We start from the raw sequence: 23,434 nt of genomic DNA, 5'->3' as shown, positions 1-23,434 counted from the left end.
GAATACCAGGCCAGTTTCGAGCACTATCGATAATTGTGTCCGCCAACCCGCCGAACGTCTCGTTCGCTTCCTCGCCGCTGGCCACCCTCCGAGAAGGCCGCCTGACCAGGCGGTTCATCCAGCTGTACGTCGGTCTCGTGCTGTACGGCGCCTCGATGGCGCTGATGGTCCGATCCGGCCTCGGCCTCGACCCGTGGGACGTCTTCCACCAGGGTGTCACCGAGCACACGCCGTTCTCGTTCGGGACGGTGGTGATCCTCGCGAGCTTCGTGGTGCTGCTGGCCTGGATTCCGCTCAGGCAGTGGCCGGGCATCGGCACGATCTCGAACGCGATCGTGATCGGCCTGGTCACCGACGCCGGCCTGGCTCTGCTGGACCAGCCGAAGGCGCTGGCCCTGCAGATCGTCTTCCTGGTCGGCGGCATCGTGCTGAACGGCGTGGCCAGCGCGGCCTACATCGGCGCGCGCCTCGGCCCCGGCCCGCGGGACGGGCTGATGACCGGCCTGGTCCGGCGTACGGGCAGGTCGGTGCGCCTGGTGCGCACGACGATCGAGGTCACCGTGCTCGCGATCGGCTGGCTGCTCGGCGGCACGGTCGGCGTCGGCACCGTGCTGTACGCGGTCGGCATCGGCCCGCTGATCCATGTCCTGCTGCCGCGCCTGACGGTGCCGCCGCGTACGCCGGATCAGCTCACCGTCAAGCCCGCAGAGCCTTCGACAGCAGAGGCGTGATCTTGTCGAGGGTCCACGGCACGCTCAGCACGTCGTTGTGCGAGAAGGCGTTGACCAACTCCAGGTCGAGGTAGACCACGTGCCCGTCCTTGACGACCGACAACTGCTGGAACAACGGGTCGCCCTTCACCCGCGCGTAGTTGCCCGTCTGCTCGATCACGACCAGCAGATCGCTCTCGATCAGGTCGAGGCGTTCCTGGCTGATCAAAGAGTAGAACTCCTTGACGCCGAGAGCATCAACCCTGGGGTTGAAGGTGAAGCCGAGCGACGTCATCGCCTGCGAACGCGGGTCGCCGGCGGTGTACGCGGCGATCTGCTTGTCGAAGTCCATCACGACCTGCGCGGTCTTGCCCTTGAACTCCGGATGCGCGGCGGCCTGCTTCGCGTACGCCTGATCGACGGTGGAGACCAGCTTCTCGGCCGCGGCCTCCTGTCCGAGCGCCTGGCCGACGAGCAACGCGGTGTCGCGCAGCGGCACGCTGTACGGGTCGACACCCTTCGGCGCGGCCACGGTCGGCGCGATCGCCGACAGCTTCTTGTAGTCGGTGTCCTTCAGGTCGCGGTAGATCGCGATGATCAGATCCGGCCGCTGGCTGGCGACCTGCTCGAACGGGATCTCCGCGGTCGCGCCAGGGATCACGAACGGCTTGTGGTCGTTCAGGTGCGGCTCCGCGAACGGCCCGACGCCCAGGCGGTAGCTCGAGATCCACTGCTGCAGGCCCACCGGCACCACGCCGAGTGCGAGCACGTAGTCGTGGTCGGTGTAGCCGAGTGTGAAGACCCGCTTCGGCGCCTGCTCGATCGTCGTCGAGCCGAACGCGTGCTCGACGGTGACGGGGAACGCGCCGGCGTCGGCCTTCGCGGTGTCACCTGGCGCGGGAGCGTCCGTCGTGGCCGACGTTGGCTCGGAGTCGTCGCCGCACGCGGCCGCGACGCCGGCCAGGCCGAGCGCCGCCGCGGCGCCCAGGAGCCGGCGCCGGGAGAACATGGGATCCATGCAGGGAAGGCTATCCTAACTCCCTGTGAAGCGAGCCCGGGCGTCCGATCGGGGACACGTACGTGGATAGCCTCGGCGGTATGACGTACGGCTTCGAAACCCTCGCGATCCACGCCGGCCAGGACGCGGATCCGAACAACGGCGCGGTCATCACGCCGATCTACCAGACCAGCACCTACTTGCAGGACGGGGTGGGCGCGCCGCGGCAGGGCTACGAGTACTCCCGCACCAGCAACCCCACCCGCCTCGCGCTCGAGGAGTGCCTGGCCGCGCTGGAGCACGGTGTACGCGGGATCGCGTTCGCGAGCGGGATGGCGGCCGAGGACGCGTTGCTGCGTGCGATCTGCCGGCCCGGTGATCACGTGGTGATCCCGAACGACGCGTACGGCGGCACGTACCGGCTGTTCGCCAAGGTCTTCGAGAACTGGGGGCTCGCTCACACCGCCGCGCCGGTCTCCGACCTCGAAGCCGTCCGCGCCGCCGTCGCCTCCCGTCCGACCAAGGTGGTCTGGGTCGAGACGCCGACGAACCCCCTGCTGAACATCGCCGACATCACCGCGCTGGCCTCGATCGCGCACGAAGCGGGTGCGCTGCTGGTCGTCGACAACACGTTCGCGTCGCCGTACCTCCAGCAGCCGCTCTCGCTGGGCGCCGATGTCGTCGTGCACTCCACGACGAAGTACTGCGGCGGGCACTCCGACGTCGTCGGTGGCGCGCTGGTGGTGAACGACCGCGAGCTCGGCGAGCTACTGGCCTACCACCAGAACGCCATGGGCGCGGTGAGCGGGCCGTTCGACTCGTGGCTGGTGCAGCGTGGGCTGAAGACGCTGGCCGTACGGATGGAGCGGCACTGCGACAACGCGGAGCGGATCGCCGCGTTCCTGCAGAGCCAGCCGGCGGTGTCGCAGGTGCTGTATCCGGGGCTGCCGGAGCACGTGGGACACGAGGTCGCGGCCAAGCAGATGCGGCGCTTCGGCGGCATCGTGTCGTTCCGGGTCGCGGCCGGCGAGGCCGCGGCGGTGCGGGTCTGCGAGGGGACGAAGCTGTTCGCGCTGGCCGAGTCACTCGGTGGGATCGAGTCGCTGATCGAGCATCCGGGACGGATGACGCACGCGTCGGCGGCGGGATCGCCGCTGGAGGTGCCGGCCGACCTGGTGCGGCTGTCGGTGGGTATCGAGCAGGTGGACGACCTGCTGGCGGACCTGCAGGCGGCGCTCGGCCGCGTCTAGGAACCTCGTTCGCGCGCCGGGGACCTTGCTCGCGCGGGAGACTCGCTTCGCTCGGAAACTCATCTCGCCAGGGCCGTCGATTCGGCTTCGGCTCGTTCGTCATCACCGCGAAACCGCTCGACGGTTGACGAACGAGAAGAAGGAGATGGCGATGAGCCACGCGGTCACTTGGTACGAGATCCAGGTCACGGACCTGGACGCGGCGAAGACGTTCTACGGCGAGGTGTTCGGCTGGACGTTCGAGTCGTGGGGCGAGAGCTTCGTGGTGGCCAAGGCCGGCGACCAGATGGTCTGCGGCCTCGACCTAGCGGAGAGCGACGCGAGCCCTGCGGGCCGGCACGTACGGGTCTACCTCGATGTCGACGACCTGGAGGACACGCTGGCCCGGGTCGACAAGGCGGGCGGGGAGGTCGTGGCGTCGCGGACCGCGGTGCCGGGCGACGGCGGCTGGTTCGCGACCTTCGCCGACCCGTCCGGGCTGAAGCTCAGCCTGTGGACCAACACGCCTGCGGCGTGACCCGCACGCGGGGGATCGGCCGGGCGTTCGGCTGATCCCCCGCGTGCCGGCGGTCTCACTGCTGCCTGGGGCAGAGGCAGAACGGGTGGCCGTCCGGGTCGAGGATGACGGTCCAGCGTTCGGCGCCGGGCTGGAAGTCCGGCTTGGACGCGCCCAGCTCGAGGCAGCGGGCCTCGGCCTTGGCTACGTCGTCGACGTAGAGGTCGAGGTGGTACTGCTTGCGGCCCTCGCTGTCCGGCCAGGCCGGCGGCGTGTAGTTCTCGATCTGGCCCCAGCCGAGGCTGGTGCCGTTCTCGCCCGTGATCATCGCGTATTCGTCCTGGCTGTGCGTGATCTCCCAGCCCAGCAGCTGGTGGTAGAACTCGGCGAGCCCGGCCGGGTTGGCGGTGTCGAGGTTGACCATGGCAAGCGATGCGATTCCTGTCATGACGGCCATGCTGCCGCCCATACCTGCCATCTTCTGTCAGGTATGTGGCGGGTTCTCTAGACGATCTGTTCCAAGGGGTTGCCGGTCAAGCGCGCGGCGCATGGCGCCGTTCGTGGGGGTGGGCACAGCCGGAGGAGGAGCCAGGAGGGGCCTCCGGCGATCGACGACAACGCAGCCGGCGTGGATGCCAGGCGTCGCGCGTCAGGCGACCCCTTGGAATAGATCGTCTAGTCGCGGGGTAGCTGTTCGATGAGCTGCTGGAATTCGTCAGGCGGAAAGATCTGCTCCAGCTGCCCGTTTCTCGCCTCGGCGTGCAGAGGGTGCAGGCGGCCCTGGTGGAGCCAGAACACGTCGAGGCTGACCTGGTCGAGGGCGTTCGAGCCGACGTTCTGCACCAGTCCCAGCATGGGCTCGATGGTGGCGAGATCGCGGGCGTTGCGGATCGGGACCGCGATGATCTGGTGCTCGCGCGGGACTCCGACGATCGCGCCGTACGGAAGGCTGGTGCCCAGCAGTTCTTCGAGCCGGACCAGCTGCGCGACACCCGACACTCCCTGATCGACAACGACGTACAGCGGGGAGTACTCGCCCTGGTCATGGGTCTCGACCGACACGTTGTCGGCCCGCATGTTCTCGATCGCCCGCATGATCAGGTCGCGAGGCGTGGTGTTCCAGCGGGACGCGAGATGGCCGAGGACGGGATAGGCCTGCTGGAAGCTGCCGGACTCGCCCGGCCCCATCCCGACCAGGAGGGCTACCAAGTCGTCGTTGAGGTAGATGTAGATCGCGTCCGGGCCGAGGTCCGAGGTCTTCGCGGGAATCAGGCGGAACAGGGACTCCCGCTGCCCCGCGGGTACGCCCAGCAGTTCGCGGCACGGGCTGTGGCTCGTGCAGTCGTCGGTTGGCGCCGGCGGAGCATTGTTTCCGCGCAGGTGGGCTGCGAGCCGATCGGCGTGGTCGGCGTGCAGGGGATGGACGGTGTTGTCCATGATCGGGCCGGAGATGACCGCGGGACCGCTGACCGGTGGCGAGCCGTACTCGGCGGCGAGCCGGCTCGCCACGGGATTGGGATGGCCGGCTCGGGGCCGGCCAGGGCCGTCTTCCGCGTGCCACAGGGTCAGGTCGCCACCGAGCCTGGTGGATCGGATGTTCTCCGAATCGAGTAGGCGGGCGACCTCCTGCACCAGATCCATCCCGATGAAGGTCGTCGTCACCAGATGCACGCCGTCGACGGTCACGAGCATCAACCGGGCAGCCCTGCCTGCTTGATCAGCCATCCACGAATGCTATGCCCGGGCAACGAAATCCTGCACGGGTGCGATTACGTCAACCGGCGGCCGAGATCGGCCAGGTCGGCGGCCAGCGCGGGCACGTCGTGCGACGGGAACGCCCCGTCCTGCTTGACGATGCGGCCCGCCACCAGGACGGTGTCGACCGTGCTGGTGTCGGCTGACAGGACGATGGTGCTGACCGGGTCATGGGTGGCGGACGTCAGCAAGCTGTTCGTACGCAGCAGCACGATGTCGGCTTGCTTGCCCACGCTCAGCGATCCGATCCGATCCTCCAGTCCGACCGCACGGGCTCCGCCGATCGTCGCCACCTGGAGGGCGTCGGCCGTGGTGAACGCGTTGCCCCGCACGCGTTCGAGCGCGTACGCCGCTCGCAGCTGGCTGAACATGTCGCCCGGCCCGCTCGTCACCACGTCGATGCCGAGACCCACCGGCGCGCCGGCGGCCAGGGCGCGGCCCGTCACGGGGTAGCCGTGGCCCATCGCGGCCTCGATCATCGGAGTCACCGAGACCGAGCCGCCGCTCTCGGCGATCTGCCGGAACGCCTTGTCGTCGTAGGCGTTCGCGTGGACGTACAACGCCTTCGGCCCGAACAGGTCGAGCTCCCGCAGCAGGTCGAGCCCGCGCTGGGCCGACTCCGCGTCCCGTCCGCCGACGTGCATCATCAACAAGGCGTCGGCAGCTCGGGCGGCTTCCCAGTCGGCGCGTACGTCGGCACGCTCGGCATACTCGGGGCCGAGCCCGCCGACCGCCGGCTGCAGCAGATCAGACGCGGACGTGGGGAACTCGCCGACATACTTACCCTCACAGCCGACGAAGCCGCGGATCCCTGCGCGTACAAGCCCTTCGACGGCCGCGGCCAGATGCTCCTGGCCGAACGGTGCCCAGTCGACCAGCGTCGTGATGCCGCTGTTCAGGCACTCCAGACCGCCGGCGAAGTTGGCGAGCCGGGTGTCGTCCGGCCGATACTTCCGCCCGAGGCTGCCCACGACGCCGCGCATGTATTCGGCCAGCGTCGTGTCGGGCGCGACCATCCGGATCGGCGTCTGCCAGGTGTGCCGGTGGGTGTCGACAAAGCCCGGCAGCACTATGCGATCGGCCGCGTCGACGACGGTCGCGCCCTCCGGTGCGTCCAGGGAAGGGCCAACCGCGGCGATCACGCCGTCTGAGACCAGCACGTCGGTGTCCGGCGACACGGAGACCGAGGGCGAGGTGTCGACGACGAGTCCTCGCCTGATCAGTACGTGAGATTCAGTCATGCCAAAAGCTTAACTGAAAGCTTTTGGAAAAGCTATCTGATGAGAGACGTAGACTGCCGACGTGCAGCAAGACGAAGTGGACGTGAAGCTCGCGTCCTTGCGCGCGGAGGCGCCGGAGATCGCCGACGCGGTCGAGTTGTCGAAGCGGATCGGTTTGCTCTCCATCCTGCTGCGGCGCGCCACCCAGGCCGAGATCGACGACCTCGGGCTGACCTACGCCGAGTTCGACGTGCTCGCGTCGCTCGGTCGCGGCGGCAAGCCCTACCGCGACAAGCCGAACGAGCTGGCCAAGTCGTTGTCGCTCACCACCGGCGGCATCAGCAACGTGGTGCAGCGCCTGGAGCTCGCCGGCCTGGTCGTACGCGAGGTCGATCCGGCCGACGCGCGCAGCCGCTGGGTGCGGCTCACTCCCGAAGGCCTGAAGATGTCCGACCTGGCCGTCCGCCGGGCCGGCCGGGCCCAGGCCGACACGCTGGCCAAGGTGCCTGACAAGACCGTCCGGCAGGCCGCGGACGTGCTGCGCGACGTCGTGCTCGCCCTTGGATCCCGTGGAAAACAAGGAGAATACAAATGACTGCCCTGCGTTTCGGCGTGAAGCCCACACCGCAGTACATCTCGATCGACGACATGCGCATGGTCTGGCAGATCGCCGACGAAGGGGGCTTCGACCACTGCTGGACGTTCGACCACTTCGCCGCGATCGGTGAGGACTTCTACGGCGTGGTCTGGGAAGGCTGGATGCTGCTCGCCGCGATGGCGCAGGCGACCAAGCAGGTGCGGATCGGGTGCATGGTCACCGGCAACACCTACCGGCATCCGGCTGTGCTCGCGAAGATGGCGGCCACCGTCGACCACTTGTCGGGCGGACGGCTGGAGTTCGGGCTCGGTGCGGCGTGGGCCGATCGTGAGCACACGATGCTGGGGCTGGAGTTCGGCACGTTGCGTGAGCGGATGGACCGGTTCGAGGAAGCCTGCCAGGTGATTCGCGGACTGTGGACCGAAGACTCCTACAGCTTCGACGGCAAGCACTACCAGCTGACCGACGCGATCGCGAACCCCAAGCCGGTGCAGCAGCCCTACCCGCCGATCTGGGTCGGTGGCAAGGGACGCAAGCGCAGCTTGCGGATCACGGCGAAGTACGCCGACGCCTGGAACGCGACCGGGGTGTCGCCGGAGGAGTTCGCCGAGCTGTGCGGCGTGCTCGACGCGCACTGCGCCGACGTCGGCCGCGACCCTGGTGCGATCCGGCGCACGATCCAGCTGCGACCCGGCGACGACATGGACGCGGCGTTCGCAGAGACGCAGTCGTACGTCGAGGCCGGCGCGACCGACGCGATCTACGTCGTGACCGGGGAGCACGCGGTGCGGCGGGCTGAGCTGCTGGCCAACCAGCTGCCGCGTCTGCGCGAACTCGCCACCGCCTGACCCGCCGCCAACTCCGCTCCCGCCGCGAATGACCACGTTAACCACGCATTTGGCTGGTTAACCACGCCCCGGGACGTGGCGAAGCACCTACTGGCGTGGCGTAGTGCCGGCGCGCGGCTCCGTCGCGTGGGGCTAATGACCACGTTAATCAGCCAACGCCGTGGTTAACGTGGTCATTCGCGGACCCAGCGTTCGATGTAGCGGTCGAACGCGGCGGTGGCGCCCAACCTGGCCGCGCTGATCCGGTCGAGCTCCTGCTCACGCCGGGCCAGCGCGGCTCTTGCTTGCGTGGGGTCGGTGCCGTTGAGGCCGTCGACGACCTCGTGGACATCCGGTACGGAGTAGCCCGCCTCGCGCAGCATCACGATCACGCGCGCCCGGGTGAGCTGGGCGGTGTCGTACACGCGGTATCCGGTGCCGCGTTCGCGCGCGGCGGTGAGCAGGCCGAGCCGTTCCCAGAACCGCAGCGCCGACGGGCGAACCCCCACCGCGGCCGCGGCGTCGGTGATCCGGATCGGGCTGCGGACCGCCAGGCGTTCGGGCACCTCGCCGCCGAACGCGCGCAGCATGTTGCGTACCTGCGTGCGCTGCCGGTGCAGGTCGGCATGGCTCTCGTCGATGGCCGCGATCGCCGCCGCTGTGTCGCCTTCGTGGACGGCTCGCATGATGTCGTGGGCGCGCTGCCAGCCGTGCCCCTCGATCAGCCGCCGCGCGACAGTGAGCGCGTCGGCGTGGCGGGTGGTGAAGAGGCGGTAGCCGTTGAGGGCTCGTTCCGCCGGAGGCAGGATGCCGAGCTCGACGTAGTTGCGTACCTGCTGAACCGACAAGCCGGCCTCGCGGGCCAGCGCGGTGATCCGGACGTATGCACGGCCGGTTGAGGGTTTCTCCGCCTTCCTCGGCATCCCGCCAGCCTAACATTCGCGAAAACAGTCAAGCGTAGCTTCAACGATATGGTTTAGACATGTCCTCGATCGTTGTCGAGCGCCTCACCATGACCTATCGCGTTCCCGTTCGCGACACCGGTCTGAAGGCGGCGCTGAAAAGCGTGCTCCATCGCAAGTATCGCGAGGTGCACGCGGTCAAAGAGGTTTCGTTCGAAATCGGGAGGGGCGAGGTCGTCGGATTCATCGGGCCCAACGGCGCCGGCAAGACCACGACGATGAAGATCCTCGCCGGCATCCTGCATCCCACCGGCGGCGACGTGCACGTGCTCGGCGCGACTCCGTGGCTGCGGCGGGCCGAATACCTCCGGCGGATCGCACTGATCCGCGGCAGCCAGCCGATCGGCGGTCCGGTCGAGCTCACCGTGCTGGACGCTTTTCGTTACCAGCAGCTGTTGTACGAGGTGCCCGAGGCCGACTACAACGCCAACCTCGACGAGCTCATCGAGCTGCTGGAGCTGAAAGCCTTGCTGGAAAGGCAAGTACGCGCGCTGAGCCTCGGCGAACGGATGCGTGCCGGGCTCGCGCTGGCGTTGCTCTACCGGCCGGAGGTGCTGTTCCTGGACGAGCCGACGCTCGGACTCGACGTGACGGCGACCAGCATCATGCGGCGGTTCGTCGCGGAGTACGCCCGGCAGACCGGCGCGACGGTGTTGCTGACCAGCCACTACATGGCCGACGTCCAGACACTGTGTCCGCGGCTGATCCTGATCGACAAGGGATCGGTGCAGTACGACGGGGCGCTGGATCAGCTGTCGGCTCGGCTCTCGCCGTACAAGCTGCTGCGGTTGAGCGTTCCGGATGCGAGCTACGAACACTTCGCCGGTGCCGGCGAGGTCGTCGAGTCGTCGAACGGCACGTGGGTGCTGCGCGTACATCGCAGCGAGGTGGCGAAGACCACGGCCCGTCTGCTGAACGACCTGACCGTCGTCGACCTGGCCGTCGAGGAACCGCCGCTGGAGAACGTGATCGACCAGGTCTACCGCGAGGGCGTGGCATGAGCTTCGCTGACAGCATGGAGGAGCCGAGACGCCTTGCGCGGTTGACGTTGTGGTCGGCCAAGCGGACCTATCTCGACTGGGCGGGAACGTCGTGGTTCGCGCTGACGTTGGTGTCGGGGCAGGTGGTGGCGCCACTGATCGGGCTGTTCGTCTGGTCGTCGGTGTTCCCGAACGACAACGATCGCGTGACGTCCTACTACGTGGCGCTGATGGTCGTCCAGCTGATGTCGGCGTCGTATGAGAACCACACGTTCTCCGGCGCCATCTACGACGGCGGCGTCAGTCACGAGCTGCTGCAGCCGAAGCCGGTCGTGGTGGGACCGCTGGGAGCCAACCTCGCGGTGCGGCTGTCGCTCTGCCTGCTCGGGGCGCCGATCGTGCTCGTGGCGGGCTTGCTGCTGCACGTGTCGTACTCGTTCGGTGCTGTGCTGCTGGCCTTTCCGGCGGTGGTGCTGGCGATGCTGCTGCGCTTCCTGTTCACGTGGGTGCTCGCGCTGACGGCGTTCTGGACCGAGCGCGTGCACGCGGTGACGGGGTTCGGCGGCGTGCTCATCTTCCTGCTCGGCGGGTCGGCGGCGCCGGTGATGTTCCTGCCGGAGCCGCTTCGTTCGGTGGCGGCGGCGCTGCCGTTCCGGGCGATGCTCGGCTTTCCCGCCGAGCTGGCGACGCGGAACGTCTCCGGCGTGGATGTGCTGCTGGGCTTCGGTTTTCAGCTCGGGTGGATTGCGGTGCTCGGCGTACTCGCGGTGGTCGTGTGGCGGGCGGGCGTACGGCGTTATACGGCGGTGGGGTCGTAGATGAGAATCCTCCGGCTGTTCGGGTTGTCGTTCTCGATGTCGCTGCGGGCGACGTTCGCGTACCGGACGAACCTGTTCTTCGACGTGCTGCTCGCGGTGCTGTCGCTCGCGGGCGCGGTGGGTGCGGTGCAGCTGGTCTTCACCCAGACCGATGCGCTGGCGGGGTGGACGAAGGCCGAAACGCTCATCCTGGTGGGGACTTTCCAGCTGATGGGCGGCGTACGGGCGGCGTTCGTCGAGCCCAACCTGAGCTGGTTCGTGGAGCGGATCCGGGACGGCAAGCTGGACCTGTACCTCCTGCAGCCGGCGCCGAGCCTGTTCTTGGCGAGCCTCGGCACGTACGCTCCGCTCGCGCTGACCCAGGTGGTGCTCGGCGTCGGCGTCGTCGCGCTCGGGCTGCTGTCGTTCGGTGCGGTGCCTTCGTTGGTGGGGGTCGTGGCGTGGGCGCTGCTGATGTGCGTGGGCGCGGCGGTGATCTGGGCGCTTGGGGTGCTGATCGCGTGCCTGGCGTTCTGGGCGCCGAACCTGCAGCTCGACATCATGTACGGCGCGGCGTGGGAGCTGGCCCGTTATCCCGTTGACATCTACCGTCGGCCGCTGCGTTTCGCGCTGACGTACGTCTTCCCGATGGCGGTGATCACCACCTTGCCGACCCGCGCGCTGATCCACGGCCCGACGGCGACAACACTGGGGCTGGCGTTGGCGGCGGGTGCGCTGACGGTGGCGCTGGCGGTCGGGGCGTGGTCGTTCGGCCTGCGCCGCTACACCGGTGCGACGAGCTGAGCAGGCGGAAGGACTTGAATATCGGCGACTCGCGCGTCACATTTGCCACCATGAACTCACGGGAGCCTGTCACTCATTCCGACGTCCACACTGTCGCCGACTTGGTGGTCGGTGCGCTGCAGCCCAACACGGATCGCGACTGGATGGTGCCGGCCGGGACGCTCGAGTGGAGTTGCTGGGACACCGCGGAGCACATCGCGAGCGTGGGGCTGGTTTATGCCGCCCAGCTGGCGATCCGTAAGCAGGAGGAGCGCTATGCCCGCCTGTATCCACGGCTGTTTCCCGAGCCCGCGCCTGCTGAGGTGTGCGAGAGCATCGAGGCCGCGTACCGGCTGCTGGCCTACACCGTCGAGAGCACCGGCCCCGACGTGCGGGCCTACCACCCACGCGGCCGTGCCGATGCTGAGGGGTTCGCCGCGTTGGCGTGCATGGAGGCGCTCGTACACTGCCACGACATCGCGAGCGGCCTGGGTGTGGCCTTCGAGCCACCCCGCGCGGTGTGCGAGCGCGTCATGGCGCGAACGTTCCCGGACGTGGAGCCGGCCGGCGACGACGCGCTGGCGGGGCTGCTGTGGGCCACGAGCCGGACCCGGGACGGAGCCGTCACCGAGTGGCGACAGCAGGCGGCCCCGTTCGACTGACGCGGCCGGCGCGCCGACGGGCCGACGAGCGGCCGGCCACGGCGTGTTACAAACAACCACGTGACGAGCAACAACAGCGCTGTCGTCCGGCCGTTGGAGTCGCCGGAGGAGTATCGCGCCGCCATCGACCTCTACCGGGCCGTGCTGCGGCTCGACCAGACCGATCCCGCTGTCAGCCCGCGCCTGCTCGCCGCGCTACGGCACAACGGTGGCTCGGTGATGGGCGCCTTCCCCGATGCGGCGCGGACCGGTCCCGGTGAGCTGATCGGCTTCGCGTACGGGTTCCTTGGCAGGGACGCGGCCACCGGCGAGGTCTACCACTATTCCCAGACCGCCGTCGTCGCCGACGAGTGGCAGGGGAAGGGCATCGGCCGGGCGCTGAAGCTCGGCCAGCGCGAGCACGTCCTCGCCACCGGCGTGGAGCGGATGCGCTGGACGTACGACCCGGTGCGAAGCGCCAACGCCCACTTCAACCTCGACGTGCTCGGCGCGCGAGGACGATGGTTCGTCCGCAACTTCTACGGCATCGACGAGATGGGACGTGACCGCGGCCACACCAGCGACCGCCTCGTCGTCGAGTGGGATCTCTCCGGCGGCCCGAGACCGGCGCCGGACGCAGCCGGCGCGATCCAAGTGACCGCGCCGCCGCGTTGGGGCGAGGCGACAGACATCGGCAACGTACGGTTGATCGGTGTACCCCGGAACTGGACGACAGTCGCCGCCGATCATGACAAAGCGGCCGACGTACGACGCCGGGTGAGCGATGTGCTGGAATCGGCCATCGACGGGCGGTTCGTCGCGTGTTCGTGCCGGGTAGCCGATAGCCAGACAGCGGTGTACGTGCTGCGCAAGGACGAGGAGACTGAATGAGCACCAGGTTGGCGAAGCTGGAAGCGTTCCGAGTGAGGTTGCCCCTGGTGCGTGAGTTCGAGACCAGCTCACACCGAAAGTCCTACCTCGAGCACATCCTGGTCCGGCTGGAGTCGGAGGACGGCTGGGCCGGGTGGGGCGAGATCGCATCGCCGAGCGAGCCGTTCTACTGCTCGGAGACCGTCGACACCTGCTGGTGGGTGCTCGGCAAGCATCTCGGCCCGGCCCTGCTGGCACACCAGTGGACCGACCCGTCGGAGGCCCGGCTGGCCTGGGCACGGATCCGCGGGCACCACTTCGCCAAGGCCGGCCTGGACATGGCGGCCTGGGACCTCGCCTGCCGCAAGGAGGACATCTCGGTCGCCCGGGCGCTGGGCGGTGAGCGCACGACGATCCTGGGCGGTGTCAGTCTGGGAATCGAACCAACGGTGGACGATCTGCTGGCGCAGGTCGACAAGTACGTCCGCGAGGGCTATCCCAGGGTGAAGCTGAAGATCAGCCCGGCCTGGGACGTCGAGCCCGTACGCGCGGTCCGTCAGGCCTACCCCGATCTCGCCCTGCAGGTCGACGCGAACGGCGCGTACGCCGAGGAGCCTGCGCACCTGCAGTCGCTGGAGACGCTCGACACGTTCGGCCTGCTGCTCATCGAGCAGCCGTTCGCGCCGGGGGCGCTCGCCGCGCACGCCCGTTTGCAAGCAAAACTTGACACTTCGGTCTGCCTGGACGAGTCGATCGACGACCTCGACCAGTTGCAGAGCGCGATCACCTGGGACGCCGGCCGCATCCTCAACATCAAGGTCTCGCGGATGGGTGGCCTCACCGTCGCGCGCCAGGCGCACGATCTCGCGACCAGCGCCGGCTGGCAGGTGTGGTGCGGTGGCATGCACGAGTTCGGCGTCGGCCGGGCGGCGAACGTCGCCCTGTCGAGCCTGGCCGGATTCACCTTGCCTGGTGACGTTTCCGGCTCCGACAAGTACTACTCCGAAGACATCGTCGAACCGCCGATCCGCGCGTACGACGGTGAAGTGCCCGTTCCGCTGGACCGGCCTGGCCTCGGTCACAACGTCGACGAAGATCGAGTACGCAGTCTCGCGCACGAGGTCCTCACTCTCTGAACACACGAGGGAATGCACCGATCGCCAGGAAGCGCTACCGGATCCGGCCGGTACGATCCGAATCGATGACTGCTTCACATCCGACGTCACACTCGAGCGTGCCGCCGGCCGACCTCACTCGCACCGCCGCGGAGTTCCTGGAGTTCGCCCGCACGCGGCTGCGCGCATACGCCGCCAAGGAATCGCCCAGTGGCGACGCCGAAGCGCTGGCGGCGTGCGCCGGCTTGATCGCTGCCGGGCACGAAGAGATCGGCGGCCGGGTCGAGCGCGTGCCCGGCCCCGCCGGTGATCATCTGGTCACGACCTGGGGCCCGTCCGAAGGGCCGCACGTCCTGCTGATCGGCCACTACGACACGGTCTGGCCGGTCGGTCGGCTCGCGACGATGCCGTACGTCGACGACGGCGAGCGCATCGCCGGCCCGGGCGTCTTCGACATGAAGGGCGGCCTGGTCGTCATCGAGGCGGCGCTGCGAACCCTTGCCCAGTTGGGTCTTTCGCCCGCGCGGCAAGTACGCCTCGTAGTCGTCGCCGATGAGGAGGTCGGCAGCCCTGACAGCCGGCACCTGATCGAGCAGCACGCGCGGGGTGCCGTCGCCGCATTCGGGTTCGAGTCGCCGCACCCGCGTGGCGTACTCAAGACCGGTCGCCGTGGCTCCAGCCGGATCCGTATCCAGGTCACAGGGCGTGAGGCACATGCCGCGATCGACCCAGGCAAAGGGATTTCCGCGATCGACGAGTTGCTCGACCAGCTGGTCGAGATGCGCGCGGTGATCCCGAACGACGGGACGACGCTTTCGAACATCGGCAAGCTGCACGGCGGCACTCGCAGTAACGTCGTCGCCGGTGAAGCGCACGCCGAGGTTGGCCTGCGGTTCACCGATCCCGTGGTCGAGCGGGCCGTACTCGACAAGCTGCTCGCGTTGCAACCCAACCGCGAGGGCGCGAAGGTCGAGGTCACACTGCTGTCCAACCGTCCCGCCTGGGCAGCGCCTGATCCCAATCCGTTGCTGGAACGTGTGATCGCGACCGGTGAGCGGCTCGGACAGCACATCGCCGGCCGGCCCGCGCCGGGTGCCGGCGACACCAACCTGACCGGATCGCTCGGCGTTCCGACCCTCGACGGCTTCGGCCCACTCGGCCGGGGCGCCCATGCCGCCGACGAGTCGATCATCGTGGCTTCACTTGTTGATCGCATCGCCCTCGTCGCCGCGCTGCTGTTGGAATCGTTCGACTCCTGACCCGCTCCAGAAGGAGCGGGGTGGCCCGTGCGGCCGGAGGCCGCGGGGGCTGCATAAGAACAGCGATACCTGCAAAGAGAGTTCCAGCTGCCGGACACTCGGACCCAAATCGTGATGAGGCGTACAGCTCTCTAGTAGGCTCGCGCGACAACTGCCCGCCTGAAGGATCAACTTGTGGTCATGCGCACCGCCCGACTCCCCGGTTCCCTCGAGCTGCTGTTCACAGACGAGCCCGTGCTCGACCTGTACTCCCAGACTCCTTGGCGCGTACCCGACGGTCTGATCGACGAGCTCGCCGCTCGTATCGACGGGCTGATCGCCGATCCGCGTTCCGCGCGGCTCACGGTCGAGCGACATTCGGTGCTCCGCACCCCGACGCCGGCCGTGGTGGCCGACGTGCTCGGCATCACGGCGTTCCTGCTCGGCGACGGTGCGATCCGCGCGGGCCGGCGCTGCCGGCTCGACCTCGACCTGGTCGAGCGGTTCCGTACCCCTGCGTCCGTACACTTCCGGCGGCCGACCTGGGCAGCCCCGGCGTCGCCGTGGCGGCCGGCCGACGGTGAGCTGTTCCGCTGCGCCGGTGAAGACCGGGCGCTGCGTGAGCTGGCGTGGGAGCTGACCGAGGAGATCCTGCGGGCGCTGGAGGGCATCGTCCCGGTCGACGAGCGGCGCGAGGGTTTGCTGGGCTTGTTCGAGCTGGTCGGCGAGGACGGCTCGATGATGGAGACCGTGCTGACCACGCCGCGTGGTGCGCCGGAGTGGCTGCGGGTCGAGGAGTTGTGGACCGACGCCGCCAGCGACGAGATCGTGCAGGTGCTGCCGGAGCTCACCGGGCCCGTCGGCTACCTCGGCTGGATCATCGACGGCTGGCTGGGCGCGCAGGAGAAGCTGGCCGACGCCGTCGTGGGTGCGGGCGACCCGAAGACGTTGCTGGCCGAGTTGTTGTTACAGGCAGGCACTACCGAGGTGCCGGCGGAGCTGGCCGTGGGTGCGCGCGGCGAGCTCTACAGCGAGATCGAGGAACGCCTGCCGGCGTTGGCCTCGACGTTCCACGTGGCGGAGTGGCGGCAGCGGATCCGTGCGTACCTGTCGCGGGCGCTGGTGCTCGGGCAGGTCGAGCTGGGCCGGGCGTTCCTGGACCTCTCGGTACGGTTCACGGCTGCGGTGCAGGGCGCGCCGGGGAAGCCGGTGACGCCGGACCCGTGCCTGGTGCCGGTGACGGAGTTCCAGGCCGACCTGCGGCGGCTGTTCCGCGTACGGCAGGTGCGGCATCCGTTGAGCGGTGCCGCGGCCGCGCCGGTGGGACGCACGAACCGCGCGACCGTACGCGCACAGGTCGACGTCGAGCCGTCGCCGATGCCGGTGACCGGGCTGGCGTCCGGACGAATGGCCGGATCGATGGCCGCCCCGGTGATTGGGTCGGCGGCTGGTCCGGCGGACGCGGGCGCGCCGCGGGCGTACGCGGAGCAGATGCGCCTCGAGCCCGAGTCTGGCGATCCGGGGCTTGCCGAGCGCGTGGCGAACGCGCCGGGTTTCGCCGGCCCTTTGATGGACGAGGCTGGGCTGGATGAGCGTGCGGCGGACGCGCCGGAGTTGGCTGAGTCTGCGATGGACGAGGCGTGGTCGAGCGAGCGCGCGGGGAACGCGCCGGAGTTCGCTGGGCCTGCGGTGAACGAGGCTGGGCTGGCTGAGCGTGCGGGCAACGCGCCCGGTTTCGCTGAGTCTGCGATGGACGAGGCCTGGTCGAGCGAGCGCGCGGGCAACGCGCCGGGTTTCGCCCGCCCTGCGATGGACGAGGCTGGGCTGGATGACCGCGCGGCGGACGCGCCGGAGTTCGCTGAGTCTGCGACGAACGAAGCGTGGTCGAGCGAGCGCGCGGGCAACGCGCCGGGTTTCGCCGGACCTGCGATGGACGAGGCCTGGTCGAACGAGCGCGCCGCGAACGCACCAGAGTTCCTACGGCCCGCGATGAACGATGCCCGGCTGACCGAGCGCGCCGGGAACGCGCCGGAGTTCGCTGAGCCCGCGAAGAACGAAGCTCGGCCGAACGAGTACGTGGCGAACGAGCCGGGACCTGTCCAGCCCGCGTCGGGCGAGCCGGTGAGCGCCGAGTCGGTGGCTGCCGGGTCCGAGGTTTCGGGTCCGGAGGTTGCTGAGCCCGAGGTTGCGGAGCCGGAGGCTACGGAACCCGTGGCCACGGAGTCGTCCGTTCCGGAGCCTGGGCTCGCGGAACCTGAGGCGGCAGAGGCGGAACTCGTACAACCGGAGCTTCCCGAGCCGAGCGCCGCCCAGGCCGAGGCGACCGTACCCGAGACGCCGGCCGAGCCGGAGCTTTCGGGGCCTGGGCTTGCCGAGCTCAACCTGGGCGAGGAGCAGCCGGCGCAACCAGAGCGCCGGCCCGAGCCGGCTGCCGAGGTCGAGCCGGAGCCGGAGCCGGAGGAAGCTCCCACGTTGCCGGTCGTCGGCGAGGCACCGGGCGGGCCGACCCCCGAGCCGTTGGGCGACCCCGAGCCCGAGCCGATGGCGGCGCCGGAGCTGGTGGCGATGCCGGAGTCGGCGTTCAGCGTGCGTAACGGCGTGCACGAACCCGCGAGCAACGGCACCTCGTCCGGCGAGCCCACGCGGCTCAGCGTGAGCGACCTGCCGCGGCCGGCCCAGCGCGCCGTTCAACGGGCCGCCGCTCCGCCGGCCGAGCCGGTCGAGGGGAACGAACCTGGTGGGGTACTCGCTCAGTCGTACCGCATGATCGATCGGATCATCGGACAGCCGGCACTCGCCGCCGCGTTGCGGGAGATCGCGAGCAGCCCCGACCAGCCGGTGCGGCTGCTCGTGGCCGGCCCACCTGGCACCGGACGAGGACTCACCGTCGACATTCTGTCGCGGCTGCTGACGATCAGAGGTTTCCACGGCGCGCCGATGTGGGTCGGCTACGAGGACTTCGCACGGCTCGGCACCGCTACTGCCGTCGCCGAACTCCGGGATCGGTTGGCTGCTTGCCGTGGGGCGCAGCTGGTGGTGATCGATGGACTGGACCGGCTGGTCAACCACGGGCTCAACGGCAAGGCGCTCGCCGAGGAACTGAACCGTCTGATCAGCGGCTTCGGTGGAGGCCTGCAGGTCGTCGGCTTCGCAGCGATCGACGGCTACCGCCGCCTGGTCGACGCCGACGCGGCGCTGGCCGCGTGGTGGCGCGTGGTGCGAACGCGCGACTTCGACGGCGCAGACTTCTCGATGTTGTTCAGCCGAGTGGTCGAGCGCCGCGGAATGTCCGTGACCGACGAAGCAGCCCGCGCGGCCGGCGACCTCCTGACCTCGACGCCAGGGGAAGGACAGTTGCGAAACGCCCGGCTGGCGACCTACCTCGCCGACCTCGCCGTCGAATCCGCCCGACGGCGTACGGGCGGAAACGGGCCCACCTCGGTCGAGATCGCCGACCTCCCCCCGCTACAACCAGAGGAAGAACGGCACGGCCCGGCGAACGGCCGCAACGGAAACCACGTGACGGTGCCGCCACGCCTCCAGCCAGAGCACGATCCGCTGGCTGGGTTGGGCCGCCTTTCCTAGGGGGTGTCCTGCAAGTGTCGCCGGGCTGCGGCGGCCCTGGCCCCACGCTGGCTGCGTTGGACGAAGATCGCCCGTATGACCTTTTGCGATCGACTCCGCCCGCCTTGCCAGCCCGGCGCCATGACCGTCCTCGCTATCCGCCGACACTTACAGGACACCCCCTAGACCCCACAGGCGGCGGTTCGAGAGAAGCAAAGAGAGCGCGGGCAAAGTAAAAGCCTCACCTGCGAGTGGAACAAGCCCCCAGCAGATTGGTCCAAGTGTCGGCCAGCGGAACGGTGAGCGTCTCCTCCTTCCCAGTCGACGGCGTGGCGTAGTGCAACGCCACCCGGGCCGGACCGTCCTCCGGCACATCGCAGTCACCCTTGCGGAACGTGAGCGTGATGCGGGAGCTCTGCCCGATGTCCAGGCGACGCCCTTCCGGAGCGTTGGCGGAGCGGAGAACGCCGGCCGGCACGCCCTGGTCGAGCGTGGCACGGGTGAAGGTGAGGGGTAGCCCACCTTCGTTGTCGATCTCGAGTTGGATCACCAGCAATGCGCCGGCCGAGACGACCCTCTGGTCGGCGAGCTTGGGCTGGCCGCGGTTCGGTGCGTCGTCGCAGGCGGGAGGGATGAGGTCGCGCCAGGTGCCGATGGGTAGCTGGACGTTCTCCTTGCGGCCGACGACCGGGCCGATCTCGAACTTGAGCTGGGCAGTCCCGTTCCCGCCGGCGCGGGCGGCGGCGCAGTCGGTTGGGCGGAGCCGGATCGTCAGCGTGGTCTCTTGCCTCACCTCGACGATGTAGATCGGCGCCTCGTTCGGGAAGTCGCGGCGTACTACACCGGTGACGTCGTGCAGTTGGATGCCCGCATGCGCCGGTGGGCGGATGATCACACCTTGTAGCTCGCCCGTCAGGTTGGTGACGCGCAGGTCGATGTCGGCTTCGTATCGCTGGTCGAACCGCACCGGGTCGACGGCCACCTTGAAATCCTCGCCGATCTGGCGAGATATGACGAAGAGTGCGATCGCGAGCACGGGGAGTCCGATCCACAGTGCGCGCTTGGCCCAGGTTGGCATCCGTCGGGGTTCGGTGACCTCGGCGATGTCCGGCTCGGATTCTGGTGCTCCCCACCCCATGGCTCCAAGTGTGGTGGGTGGAGGGCAAGATTTGCTGCCATGACAGAGCACAGCACTGCAACATCTTTGGGATCCACCGATCCGGTGCTCGCGATCGACATCGGCGGGACCAAGATCGCTGTAGGCGTGATCGACTCCGACGGCATCGTTATCACCTCCGACCGCGGCCCGACGATGGCAGGCCCGGAGGACGACGCCGAGGCCATCTGGAACCGACTGCACGAGCTGTGCGAGCGCGTACTGGAACGAGCCGGCAGGCCCCGGCTGCAGGGCGTCGGCGTCGGATGTGGTGGGCCGATGACCTGGCCCCATGGAGCCGTCTCACCGCTGAACATGCCTGCCTGGCGCGGCTTCCCGCTGCGTTCGCGCCTGCGCGCGGCCTACCCCGGTCTCCCCGTCCGCGTACACAACGACGCGATCGCGGTCGTCGTGGCCGAACACTGGAAGGGCGCCGGCCGGGGCGTACCCAACATGCTGGGCATGGTCGTGTCGACCGGCGTGGGCGGCGGGCTCGTGCTCGGCGGGCGGCTGATCGACGGCGCGACCGGCAACGCCGGACATGTCGGGCACATCGTCGTCGACCCGGACGGGCCGCCGTGTGGCTGTGGTGGTCACGGCTGCGTCGAGGCGATCGCGCGCGGGCCGGCGCTGGCGGAGTGGGCGCACGCGCAGGGCTGGCGTACGAACGACCCGGCCGCGACCGCACGTGAGCTGGCCGACGACGCGCGCGCCGGTGACAAGCTGGCGATCGCCGCGTTCGAACGGGCCGGACGCGCGGTCGGCATGGGCATCGCGTCGGCCGTCGCGGCCTGCGACGTCACGCGGATCGTCGTCGGCGGCGGGATCTCGCAGGTCGGGCCGCTGCTGTTCGATCCGCTGGAGCACGCTTTCCGCGAGTACGCCCGGATGGACTTCACCAAGGGCGCGACGGTCGGTCCGGCCAGCCTGGACCAGAACGCCGGTATCGTCGGCGCCGCAGCGTTCATCCTGGCCGGCCACCGGTACTGGTCGGCCGACTGACGTACGAGCGACGGGGGTAGGACCTGAAGATGCTCAAGTCGAGGCTTCGCCGGCTCCGAGAACGCCGGCACGCCGAAGTCGCGCAGGCGGCACAGGCCGCCGCCACTGCTGCCGCTGCCGCCGTCGTCGATTCGAAGCTGTCGGACGCCAGATCGTCCGAGGGCGTGGAGATACCGCGTGGCGTGCGGATCGCGACCGAGTGGTCGTGGCGGTTCCTGATCATCGCGGCCGCCATCGCCGTGATCTGCTTTCTGATCGTCCAGCTTCGGGTGATCGTGGTGCCCGTCGCCGTCGCGCTGCTGCTGACCGCGCTGATCGTGCCGGTGGTCAACCTGCTGGCGCGCGCCGGTCTGCCGCGCGGGCTCGCGGCCGCGATCACACTGGTCGGCGTCCTGATCGTGATCGGCGGCCTGCTGACGCTGGTCGGCCAGCAGGTCGCGTCCGGGTTCGACGATCTGACCGCGCAGGTGACCAAGGGCATCGACCAGATCCACAAGTGGCTGCAGACCGGGCCGCTACACATCTCCGATGCTCAGTTCAACTCCTGGTTCGACCAGGCGCGCGAGGCGATCAGTGGCAGTTCGGACCAGCTCACGCAGAGCGCGCTGCACGTCGGTTCGACGCTCGGGCACGTGGTCGCCGGGTTCTTCATCGTGCTGTTCTCGACGATCTTCCTGCTGTACCAAGGCGAGCAGATCTGGACGTTCGTCGTCCGGCTGTTCCCACGGAACGCCCGGGAAGCGGCCGACGGCGCGGGCCGTAGCGCCTGGGTCTCGCTGACCGCGTTCGTACGGGCGACCGTGCTGGTGGCGTTCGTCGACGCGGTGGGGATCGCTGGTATCGCGCTGATCCTGCGGCTGCCGCTCGCGATCCCGATCGGCGTGCTGGTGTTCATCGCGTCGTTCATCCCGGTCGTGGGTGCGGTGGTGTCGGGCGTGGTCGCCGTGCTGGTCGCGCTCGTCGTGCACGGGCCGCTGGTCGCGCTGGTGATGCTCGGCGGTGTGGTGCTCGTGCAGCAGCTGGAGTCGCACGTCCTGCAGCCGTTCCTGATGGGCCGGCTGGTCCGGCTGCATCCGTTGGCGATCGTGCTGGCGATCGCGGCCGGCAGTTACATCGGCGGGATCGTCGGTACGTTGCTGGCCGTTCCGCTGGTCGCGGTGCTGAAGGGCATCACGAGCTACCTCAGCGGGCGTTCCGCGCCGGTCGAGGAAGTCGAACCGGCCATACCCGGAACGGGCGGCAAGACCTGAGCTTTGATGACGTAATGATGGGCTTCGAGAACCTCTGAGTGGAAGTGAGGAGCCCGTTCATGCGCATTGTCGTCGTCGGATCTGGGATCGCCGGAGCAAGCGTCGCGTACCACGCGGTGGTCGCGGGAGCCGAGGTGACGCTCATCGGCGAGCCGCTGCCGGGGGAGGCGACCGCGGCCGGTGCCGGGATCGTCGGGCCGTGGACGTCGGAGGGTACGGACGCCGACTGGTACGAGATCGCGGCCGGCGGCGCACGTTACTACCCGTCGCTGATCGAACGGCTGGAGGCCGACGGCGAGCAGGCGCTGAGCTACCGGCGGGTGGGCGCGCTTCGGCTGGGGTCGTCGGCTGAGGAGCTCGAGCCGTTGCGGCAGCGGCTGGTGGAGCGGCAGGCTTCGACGCCGGAGCTCGGCGAGGTGTCTGTACTTACTGGCGCGGAGGCGCAGGCCCTGTTCCCGCCGTTGCGGCCGGGTGGTGCCGCGCTGCACATCAGCGGTGCCGCGCGGGTCGACGGCCGGGCGATGCGGGATGCGTTGCAGCGTTCGGCGGCGCTGCACGGTGCGACGTTCGTACCGGGATCGGCGCGGCTCGAGGTCGACGGCGACCGGGTGACCGGCGTCCTGGTCGACGGCGTGCGCCTCGATGCCGACGCGATCGTGGTGGCGGCCGGCGCGTGGACGCCGGCGCTGCTGGAGCCGGCCGGGATCTCGGTGGACGTGGAGCCGCAGCGTGGGCAGATCGTGCACCTAGGACTCGCCGGAACGGACACGTCGCGCTGGCCGGTGGTGCTGCCGGGCACCGACCACTACCTCCTGGCCTTCGACGACTCGCGCGTCGTCGTGGGTGCGACGCGGGAGGTGGGGAGCGGATTCGACTACCGCGTGACGGCCGTGGGCTTGGCGGAGGTGCTGAACGAGGCGCTCGCGGTGGCGCCCGGCCTGGGTGTGGCGACCCACCTGGAGACGCGGATCGGCTTCCGGCCGTACCGGCCGGGTGGGCGGCCGCTGATCGGTCCGGTGGCCGGTGTGGCGGGGCTGCACGTGGTGACCGGCTTCGGCCCGACCGGGCTGACGATGGCGCCGTACGCGGGTCGCGTGCTGGCTGCCGCGTTGGTGGGCTCGCCGGAGCTCGACCTCTCGCCGTACGCGTTGACGCGCTGAAGCCGTCGAGTCGTTGGAGGTTTCTCGGCCTTTCACATCGGGGCCTGGGGGGTCGTCCCCCGA

22 protein-coding genes are annotated in these 23,434 nt (G+C 69.3%); 16 read left to right on the top strand and 6 right to left on the bottom strand.

The window, feature by feature from the left end:
- The first annotated feature begins 35 nt into the window (after nt 1-35).
- On the top strand, nt 36-731 hold the full coding sequence (gene yczE, locus ACYVF6_RS27280) for a YczE/YyaS/YitT family protein (protein WP_460525411.1): 696 nt from the start codon (nt 36-38) through the stop codon (nt 729-731).
- Here yczE and ACYVF6_RS27275 read toward each other — a convergent pair.
- Complete coding sequence (locus ACYVF6_RS27275) at nt 697-1,728, bottom strand: ABC transporter substrate-binding protein (RefSeq protein ID WP_460525410.1); 1,032 nt, start codon at nt 1,726-1,728, stop codon at nt 697-699. The two genes, yczE and ACYVF6_RS27275, sit on opposite strands and share 35 nt — an antisense overlap.
- An 80-nt stretch (nt 1,729-1,808) precedes the next feature.
- On the opposite strand from ACYVF6_RS27275, the gene ACYVF6_RS27270 reads away from it, so the two are divergent.
- Complete coding sequence (locus tag ACYVF6_RS27270) at nt 1,809-2,957, top strand: cystathionine gamma-synthase (RefSeq protein WP_460525409.1); 1,149 nt, start codon at nt 1,809-1,811, stop codon at nt 2,955-2,957.
- A 151-nt stretch (nt 2,958-3,108) separates the two neighbouring features.
- On the top strand, nt 3,109-3,474 hold the full coding sequence (locus ACYVF6_RS27265) for a VOC family protein (protein ID WP_460525408.1): 366 nt from the start codon (nt 3,109-3,111) through the stop codon (nt 3,472-3,474).
- A gap of 55 nt (nt 3,475-3,529) precedes the next feature.
- On the opposite strand, the gene ACYVF6_RS27260 is transcribed toward ACYVF6_RS27265, so the two are convergent.
- The 3 genes from ACYVF6_RS27260 to ACYVF6_RS27250 all read right to left on the bottom strand — a co-directional run bounded on the left by ACYVF6_RS27260 (nt 3,530) and on the right by ACYVF6_RS27250 (nt 6,449).
- Entirely contained in the window at nt 3,530-3,901 is a 372-nt protein-coding gene (locus tag ACYVF6_RS27260; RefSeq protein ID WP_460525407.1) for a VOC family protein, read from the bottom strand.
- Nucleotides 3,902-4,128: 227 nt separating this feature from the next.
- The gene (locus ACYVF6_RS27255; protein WP_460525406.1) at nt 4,129-5,178 is read right to left on the bottom strand and encodes a hypothetical protein; all 1,050 of its coding nucleotides are present in this window, start codon (nt 5,176-5,178) and stop codon (nt 4,129-4,131) included.
- 44 nt (nt 5,179-5,222) lie between these two features.
- Nucleotides 5,223-6,449, bottom strand: a complete 1,227-nt coding sequence (locus ACYVF6_RS27250) for an amidohydrolase family protein (RefSeq protein WP_460525405.1) — start codon at nt 6,447-6,449, stop codon at nt 5,223-5,225.
- Nucleotides 6,450-6,510: 61 nt separating this feature from the next.
- Here ACYVF6_RS27250 and ACYVF6_RS27245 point away from each other — a divergent pair, with 61 nt between their 5' ends.
- Together ACYVF6_RS27245 and ACYVF6_RS27240 are read left to right on the top strand one after the other, a co-directional pair.
- Nucleotides 6,511-7,023 (top strand): MarR family winged helix-turn-helix transcriptional regulator, encoded by a 513-nt coding sequence (locus ACYVF6_RS27245; protein WP_460525404.1) that lies wholly within the window; start codon nt 6,511-6,513, stop codon nt 7,021-7,023.
- The gene (locus ACYVF6_RS27240; RefSeq protein ID WP_460525403.1) at nt 7,020-7,874 is read left to right on the top strand and encodes an LLM class F420-dependent oxidoreductase; all 855 of its coding nucleotides are present in this window, start codon (nt 7,020-7,022) and stop codon (nt 7,872-7,874) included. Before ACYVF6_RS27245 ends, ACYVF6_RS27240 begins: the two co-directional genes overlap by 4 nt.
- 173 nt (nt 7,875-8,047) lie before the next feature.
- Here ACYVF6_RS27240 and ACYVF6_RS27235 read toward each other — a convergent pair whose 3' ends face one another.
- Nucleotides 8,048-8,776, bottom strand: a complete 729-nt coding sequence (locus tag ACYVF6_RS27235; RefSeq protein WP_460525402.1) for a MerR family transcriptional regulator — start codon at nt 8,774-8,776, stop codon at nt 8,048-8,050.
- A 59-nt stretch (nt 8,777-8,835) separates the two neighbouring features.
- On the opposite strand from ACYVF6_RS27235, the gene ACYVF6_RS27230 reads away from it, so the two are divergent.
- The 8 genes from ACYVF6_RS27230 (at nt 8,836) to ACYVF6_RS27195 (ending at nt 18,824) form a co-directional block, all read left to right on the top strand.
- Nucleotides 8,836-9,816 (top strand): ABC transporter ATP-binding protein, encoded by a 981-nt coding sequence (locus ACYVF6_RS27230; RefSeq protein ID WP_460525401.1) that lies wholly within the window; start codon nt 8,836-8,838, stop codon nt 9,814-9,816.
- The gene (locus ACYVF6_RS27225; RefSeq protein ID WP_460525400.1) at nt 9,813-10,613 is read left to right on the top strand and encodes an ABC transporter permease; all 801 of its coding nucleotides are present in this window, start codon (nt 9,813-9,815) and stop codon (nt 10,611-10,613) included. Before ACYVF6_RS27230 ends, ACYVF6_RS27225 begins: the two co-directional genes overlap by 4 nt.
- Nucleotides 10,614-11,396 (top strand): ABC transporter permease, encoded by a 783-nt coding sequence (locus ACYVF6_RS27220; RefSeq protein WP_460525399.1) that lies wholly within the window; start codon nt 10,614-10,616, stop codon nt 11,394-11,396. It abuts the gene before it with no gap.
- A 50-nt stretch (nt 11,397-11,446) separates the two neighbouring features.
- On the top strand, nt 11,447-12,037 hold the full coding sequence (locus ACYVF6_RS27215) for a DinB family protein (RefSeq protein ID WP_460525398.1): 591 nt from the start codon (nt 11,447-11,449) through the stop codon (nt 12,035-12,037).
- A gap of 60 nt (nt 12,038-12,097) precedes the next feature.
- The gene (locus ACYVF6_RS27210) at nt 12,098-12,907 is read left to right on the top strand and encodes a hypothetical protein (protein ID WP_460525397.1); all 810 of its coding nucleotides are present in this window, start codon (nt 12,098-12,100) and stop codon (nt 12,905-12,907) included.
- Entirely contained in the window at nt 12,904-14,022 is a 1,119-nt protein-coding gene (menC, locus tag ACYVF6_RS27205) for an enolase-like domain-containing protein (RefSeq protein WP_460525396.1), read from the top strand. Before ACYVF6_RS27210 ends, menC begins: the two co-directional genes overlap by 4 nt.
- A 65-nt stretch (nt 14,023-14,087) precedes the next feature.
- The gene (locus ACYVF6_RS27200; RefSeq protein WP_460525395.1) at nt 14,088-15,260 is read left to right on the top strand and encodes a M20 family metallopeptidase; all 1,173 of its coding nucleotides are present in this window, start codon (nt 14,088-14,090) and stop codon (nt 15,258-15,260) included.
- Nucleotides 15,261-15,440: 180 nt separating this feature from the next.
- The gene (locus tag ACYVF6_RS27195; RefSeq protein WP_460525394.1) at nt 15,441-18,824 is read left to right on the top strand and encodes a DNA polymerase III subunit gamma/tau domain-containing protein; all 3,384 of its coding nucleotides are present in this window, start codon (nt 15,441-15,443) and stop codon (nt 18,822-18,824) included.
- 220 nt (nt 18,825-19,044) lie between these two features.
- On the opposite strand, the gene ACYVF6_RS27190 is transcribed toward ACYVF6_RS27195, so the two are convergent.
- Nucleotides 19,045-19,941 (bottom strand): hypothetical protein, encoded by an 897-nt coding sequence (locus ACYVF6_RS27190; RefSeq protein WP_460525393.1) that lies wholly within the window; start codon nt 19,939-19,941, stop codon nt 19,045-19,047.
- Nucleotides 19,942-19,980: 39 nt separating this feature from the next.
- On the opposite strand from ACYVF6_RS27190, the gene ACYVF6_RS27185 reads away from it, so the two are divergent.
- From ACYVF6_RS27185 to ACYVF6_RS27175, 3 genes are read left to right on the top strand one after another with little or no spacing between them, the layout of a single operon-like run.
- Nucleotides 19,981-20,961 (top strand): ROK family protein, encoded by a 981-nt coding sequence (locus ACYVF6_RS27185; protein WP_460525392.1) that lies wholly within the window; start codon nt 19,981-19,983, stop codon nt 20,959-20,961.
- A 29-nt stretch (nt 20,962-20,990) separates the two neighbouring features.
- A complete protein-coding gene (locus ACYVF6_RS27180; RefSeq protein ID WP_460525391.1) occupies nt 20,991-22,211 on the top strand; it encodes an AI-2E family transporter in 1,221 nt (406 codons plus the stop codon).
- Nucleotides 22,212-22,270: 59 nt separating this feature from the next.
- Nucleotides 22,271-23,371, top strand: a complete 1,101-nt coding sequence (locus ACYVF6_RS27175) for an NAD(P)/FAD-dependent oxidoreductase (RefSeq protein WP_460525390.1) — start codon at nt 22,271-22,273, stop codon at nt 23,369-23,371.
- Nucleotides 23,372-23,434: the final 63 nt, after the last annotated feature.

The sequence above is a fragment of the Flindersiella endophytica genome (assembly GCF_054779015.1).
Note: the sequence above shows the minus strand (reverse complement) of the source record. Positions and strands in the feature narration are given on the sequence as shown.

Excerpts from the sequence above, each read along its gene's own strand:
- ACYVF6_RS27220 (WP_460525399.1), top strand. The coding sequence starts at position 10,614 with ATGAGAATCCTCCGGCTGTTCGGGTTGTCGTTCTCGATGTCGCTGCGG.
- ACYVF6_RS27225 (WP_460525400.1), top strand. The coding sequence starts at position 9,813 with ATGAGCTTCGCTGACAGCATGGAGGAGCCGAGACGCCTTGCGCGGTTG.
- ACYVF6_RS27250 (WP_460525405.1), bottom strand. The coding sequence starts at position 6,449 with ATGACTGAATCTCACGTACTGATCAGGCGAGGACTCGTCGTCGACACC.
- ACYVF6_RS27185 (WP_460525392.1), top strand. The coding sequence starts at position 19,981 with ATGACAGAGCACAGCACTGCAACATCTTTGGGATCCACCGATCCGGTG.
- ACYVF6_RS27195 (WP_460525394.1), top strand. The coding sequence starts at position 15,441 with ATGCGCACCGCCCGACTCCCCGGTTCCCTCGAGCTGCTGTTCACAGAC.
- ACYVF6_RS27235 (WP_460525402.1), bottom strand. The coding sequence starts at position 8,776 with ATGCCGAGGAAGGCGGAGAAACCCTCAACCGGCCGTGCATACGTCCGG.
- ACYVF6_RS27240 (WP_460525403.1), top strand. The coding sequence starts at position 7,020 with ATGACTGCCCTGCGTTTCGGCGTGAAGCCCACACCGCAGTACATCTCG.
- ACYVF6_RS27175 (WP_460525390.1), top strand. The coding sequence starts at position 22,271 with ATGCGCATTGTCGTCGTCGGATCTGGGATCGCCGGAGCAAGCGTCGCG.
- ACYVF6_RS27270 (WP_460525409.1), top strand. The coding sequence starts at position 1,809 with ATGACGTACGGCTTCGAAACCCTCGCGATCCACGCCGGCCAGGACGCG.
- ACYVF6_RS27215 (WP_460525398.1), top strand. The coding sequence starts at position 11,447 with ATGAACTCACGGGAGCCTGTCACTCATTCCGACGTCCACACTGTCGCC.
- ACYVF6_RS27260 (WP_460525407.1), bottom strand. The coding sequence starts at position 3,901 with ATGACAGGAATCGCATCGCTTGCCATGGTCAACCTCGACACCGCCAAC.
- ACYVF6_RS27255 (WP_460525406.1), bottom strand. The coding sequence starts at position 5,178 with ATGGCTGATCAAGCAGGCAGGGCTGCCCGGTTGATGCTCGTGACCGTC.
- ACYVF6_RS27230 (WP_460525401.1), top strand. The coding sequence starts at position 8,836 with ATGTCCTCGATCGTTGTCGAGCGCCTCACCATGACCTATCGCGTTCCC.
- ACYVF6_RS27275 (WP_460525410.1), bottom strand. The coding sequence starts at position 1,728 with ATGGATCCCATGTTCTCCCGGCGCCGGCTCCTGGGCGCCGCGGCGGCG.
- ACYVF6_RS27265 (WP_460525408.1), top strand. The coding sequence starts at position 3,109 with ATGAGCCACGCGGTCACTTGGTACGAGATCCAGGTCACGGACCTGGAC.
- ACYVF6_RS27200 (WP_460525395.1), top strand. The coding sequence starts at position 14,088 with ATGACTGCTTCACATCCGACGTCACACTCGAGCGTGCCGCCGGCCGAC.
- ACYVF6_RS27190 (WP_460525393.1), bottom strand. The coding sequence starts at position 19,941 with ATGGGGTGGGGAGCACCAGAATCCGAGCCGGACATCGCCGAGGTCACC.
- menC (WP_460525396.1), top strand. The coding sequence starts at position 12,904 with ATGAGCACCAGGTTGGCGAAGCTGGAAGCGTTCCGAGTGAGGTTGCCC.
- ACYVF6_RS27180 (WP_460525391.1), top strand. The coding sequence starts at position 20,991 with ATGCTCAAGTCGAGGCTTCGCCGGCTCCGAGAACGCCGGCACGCCGAA.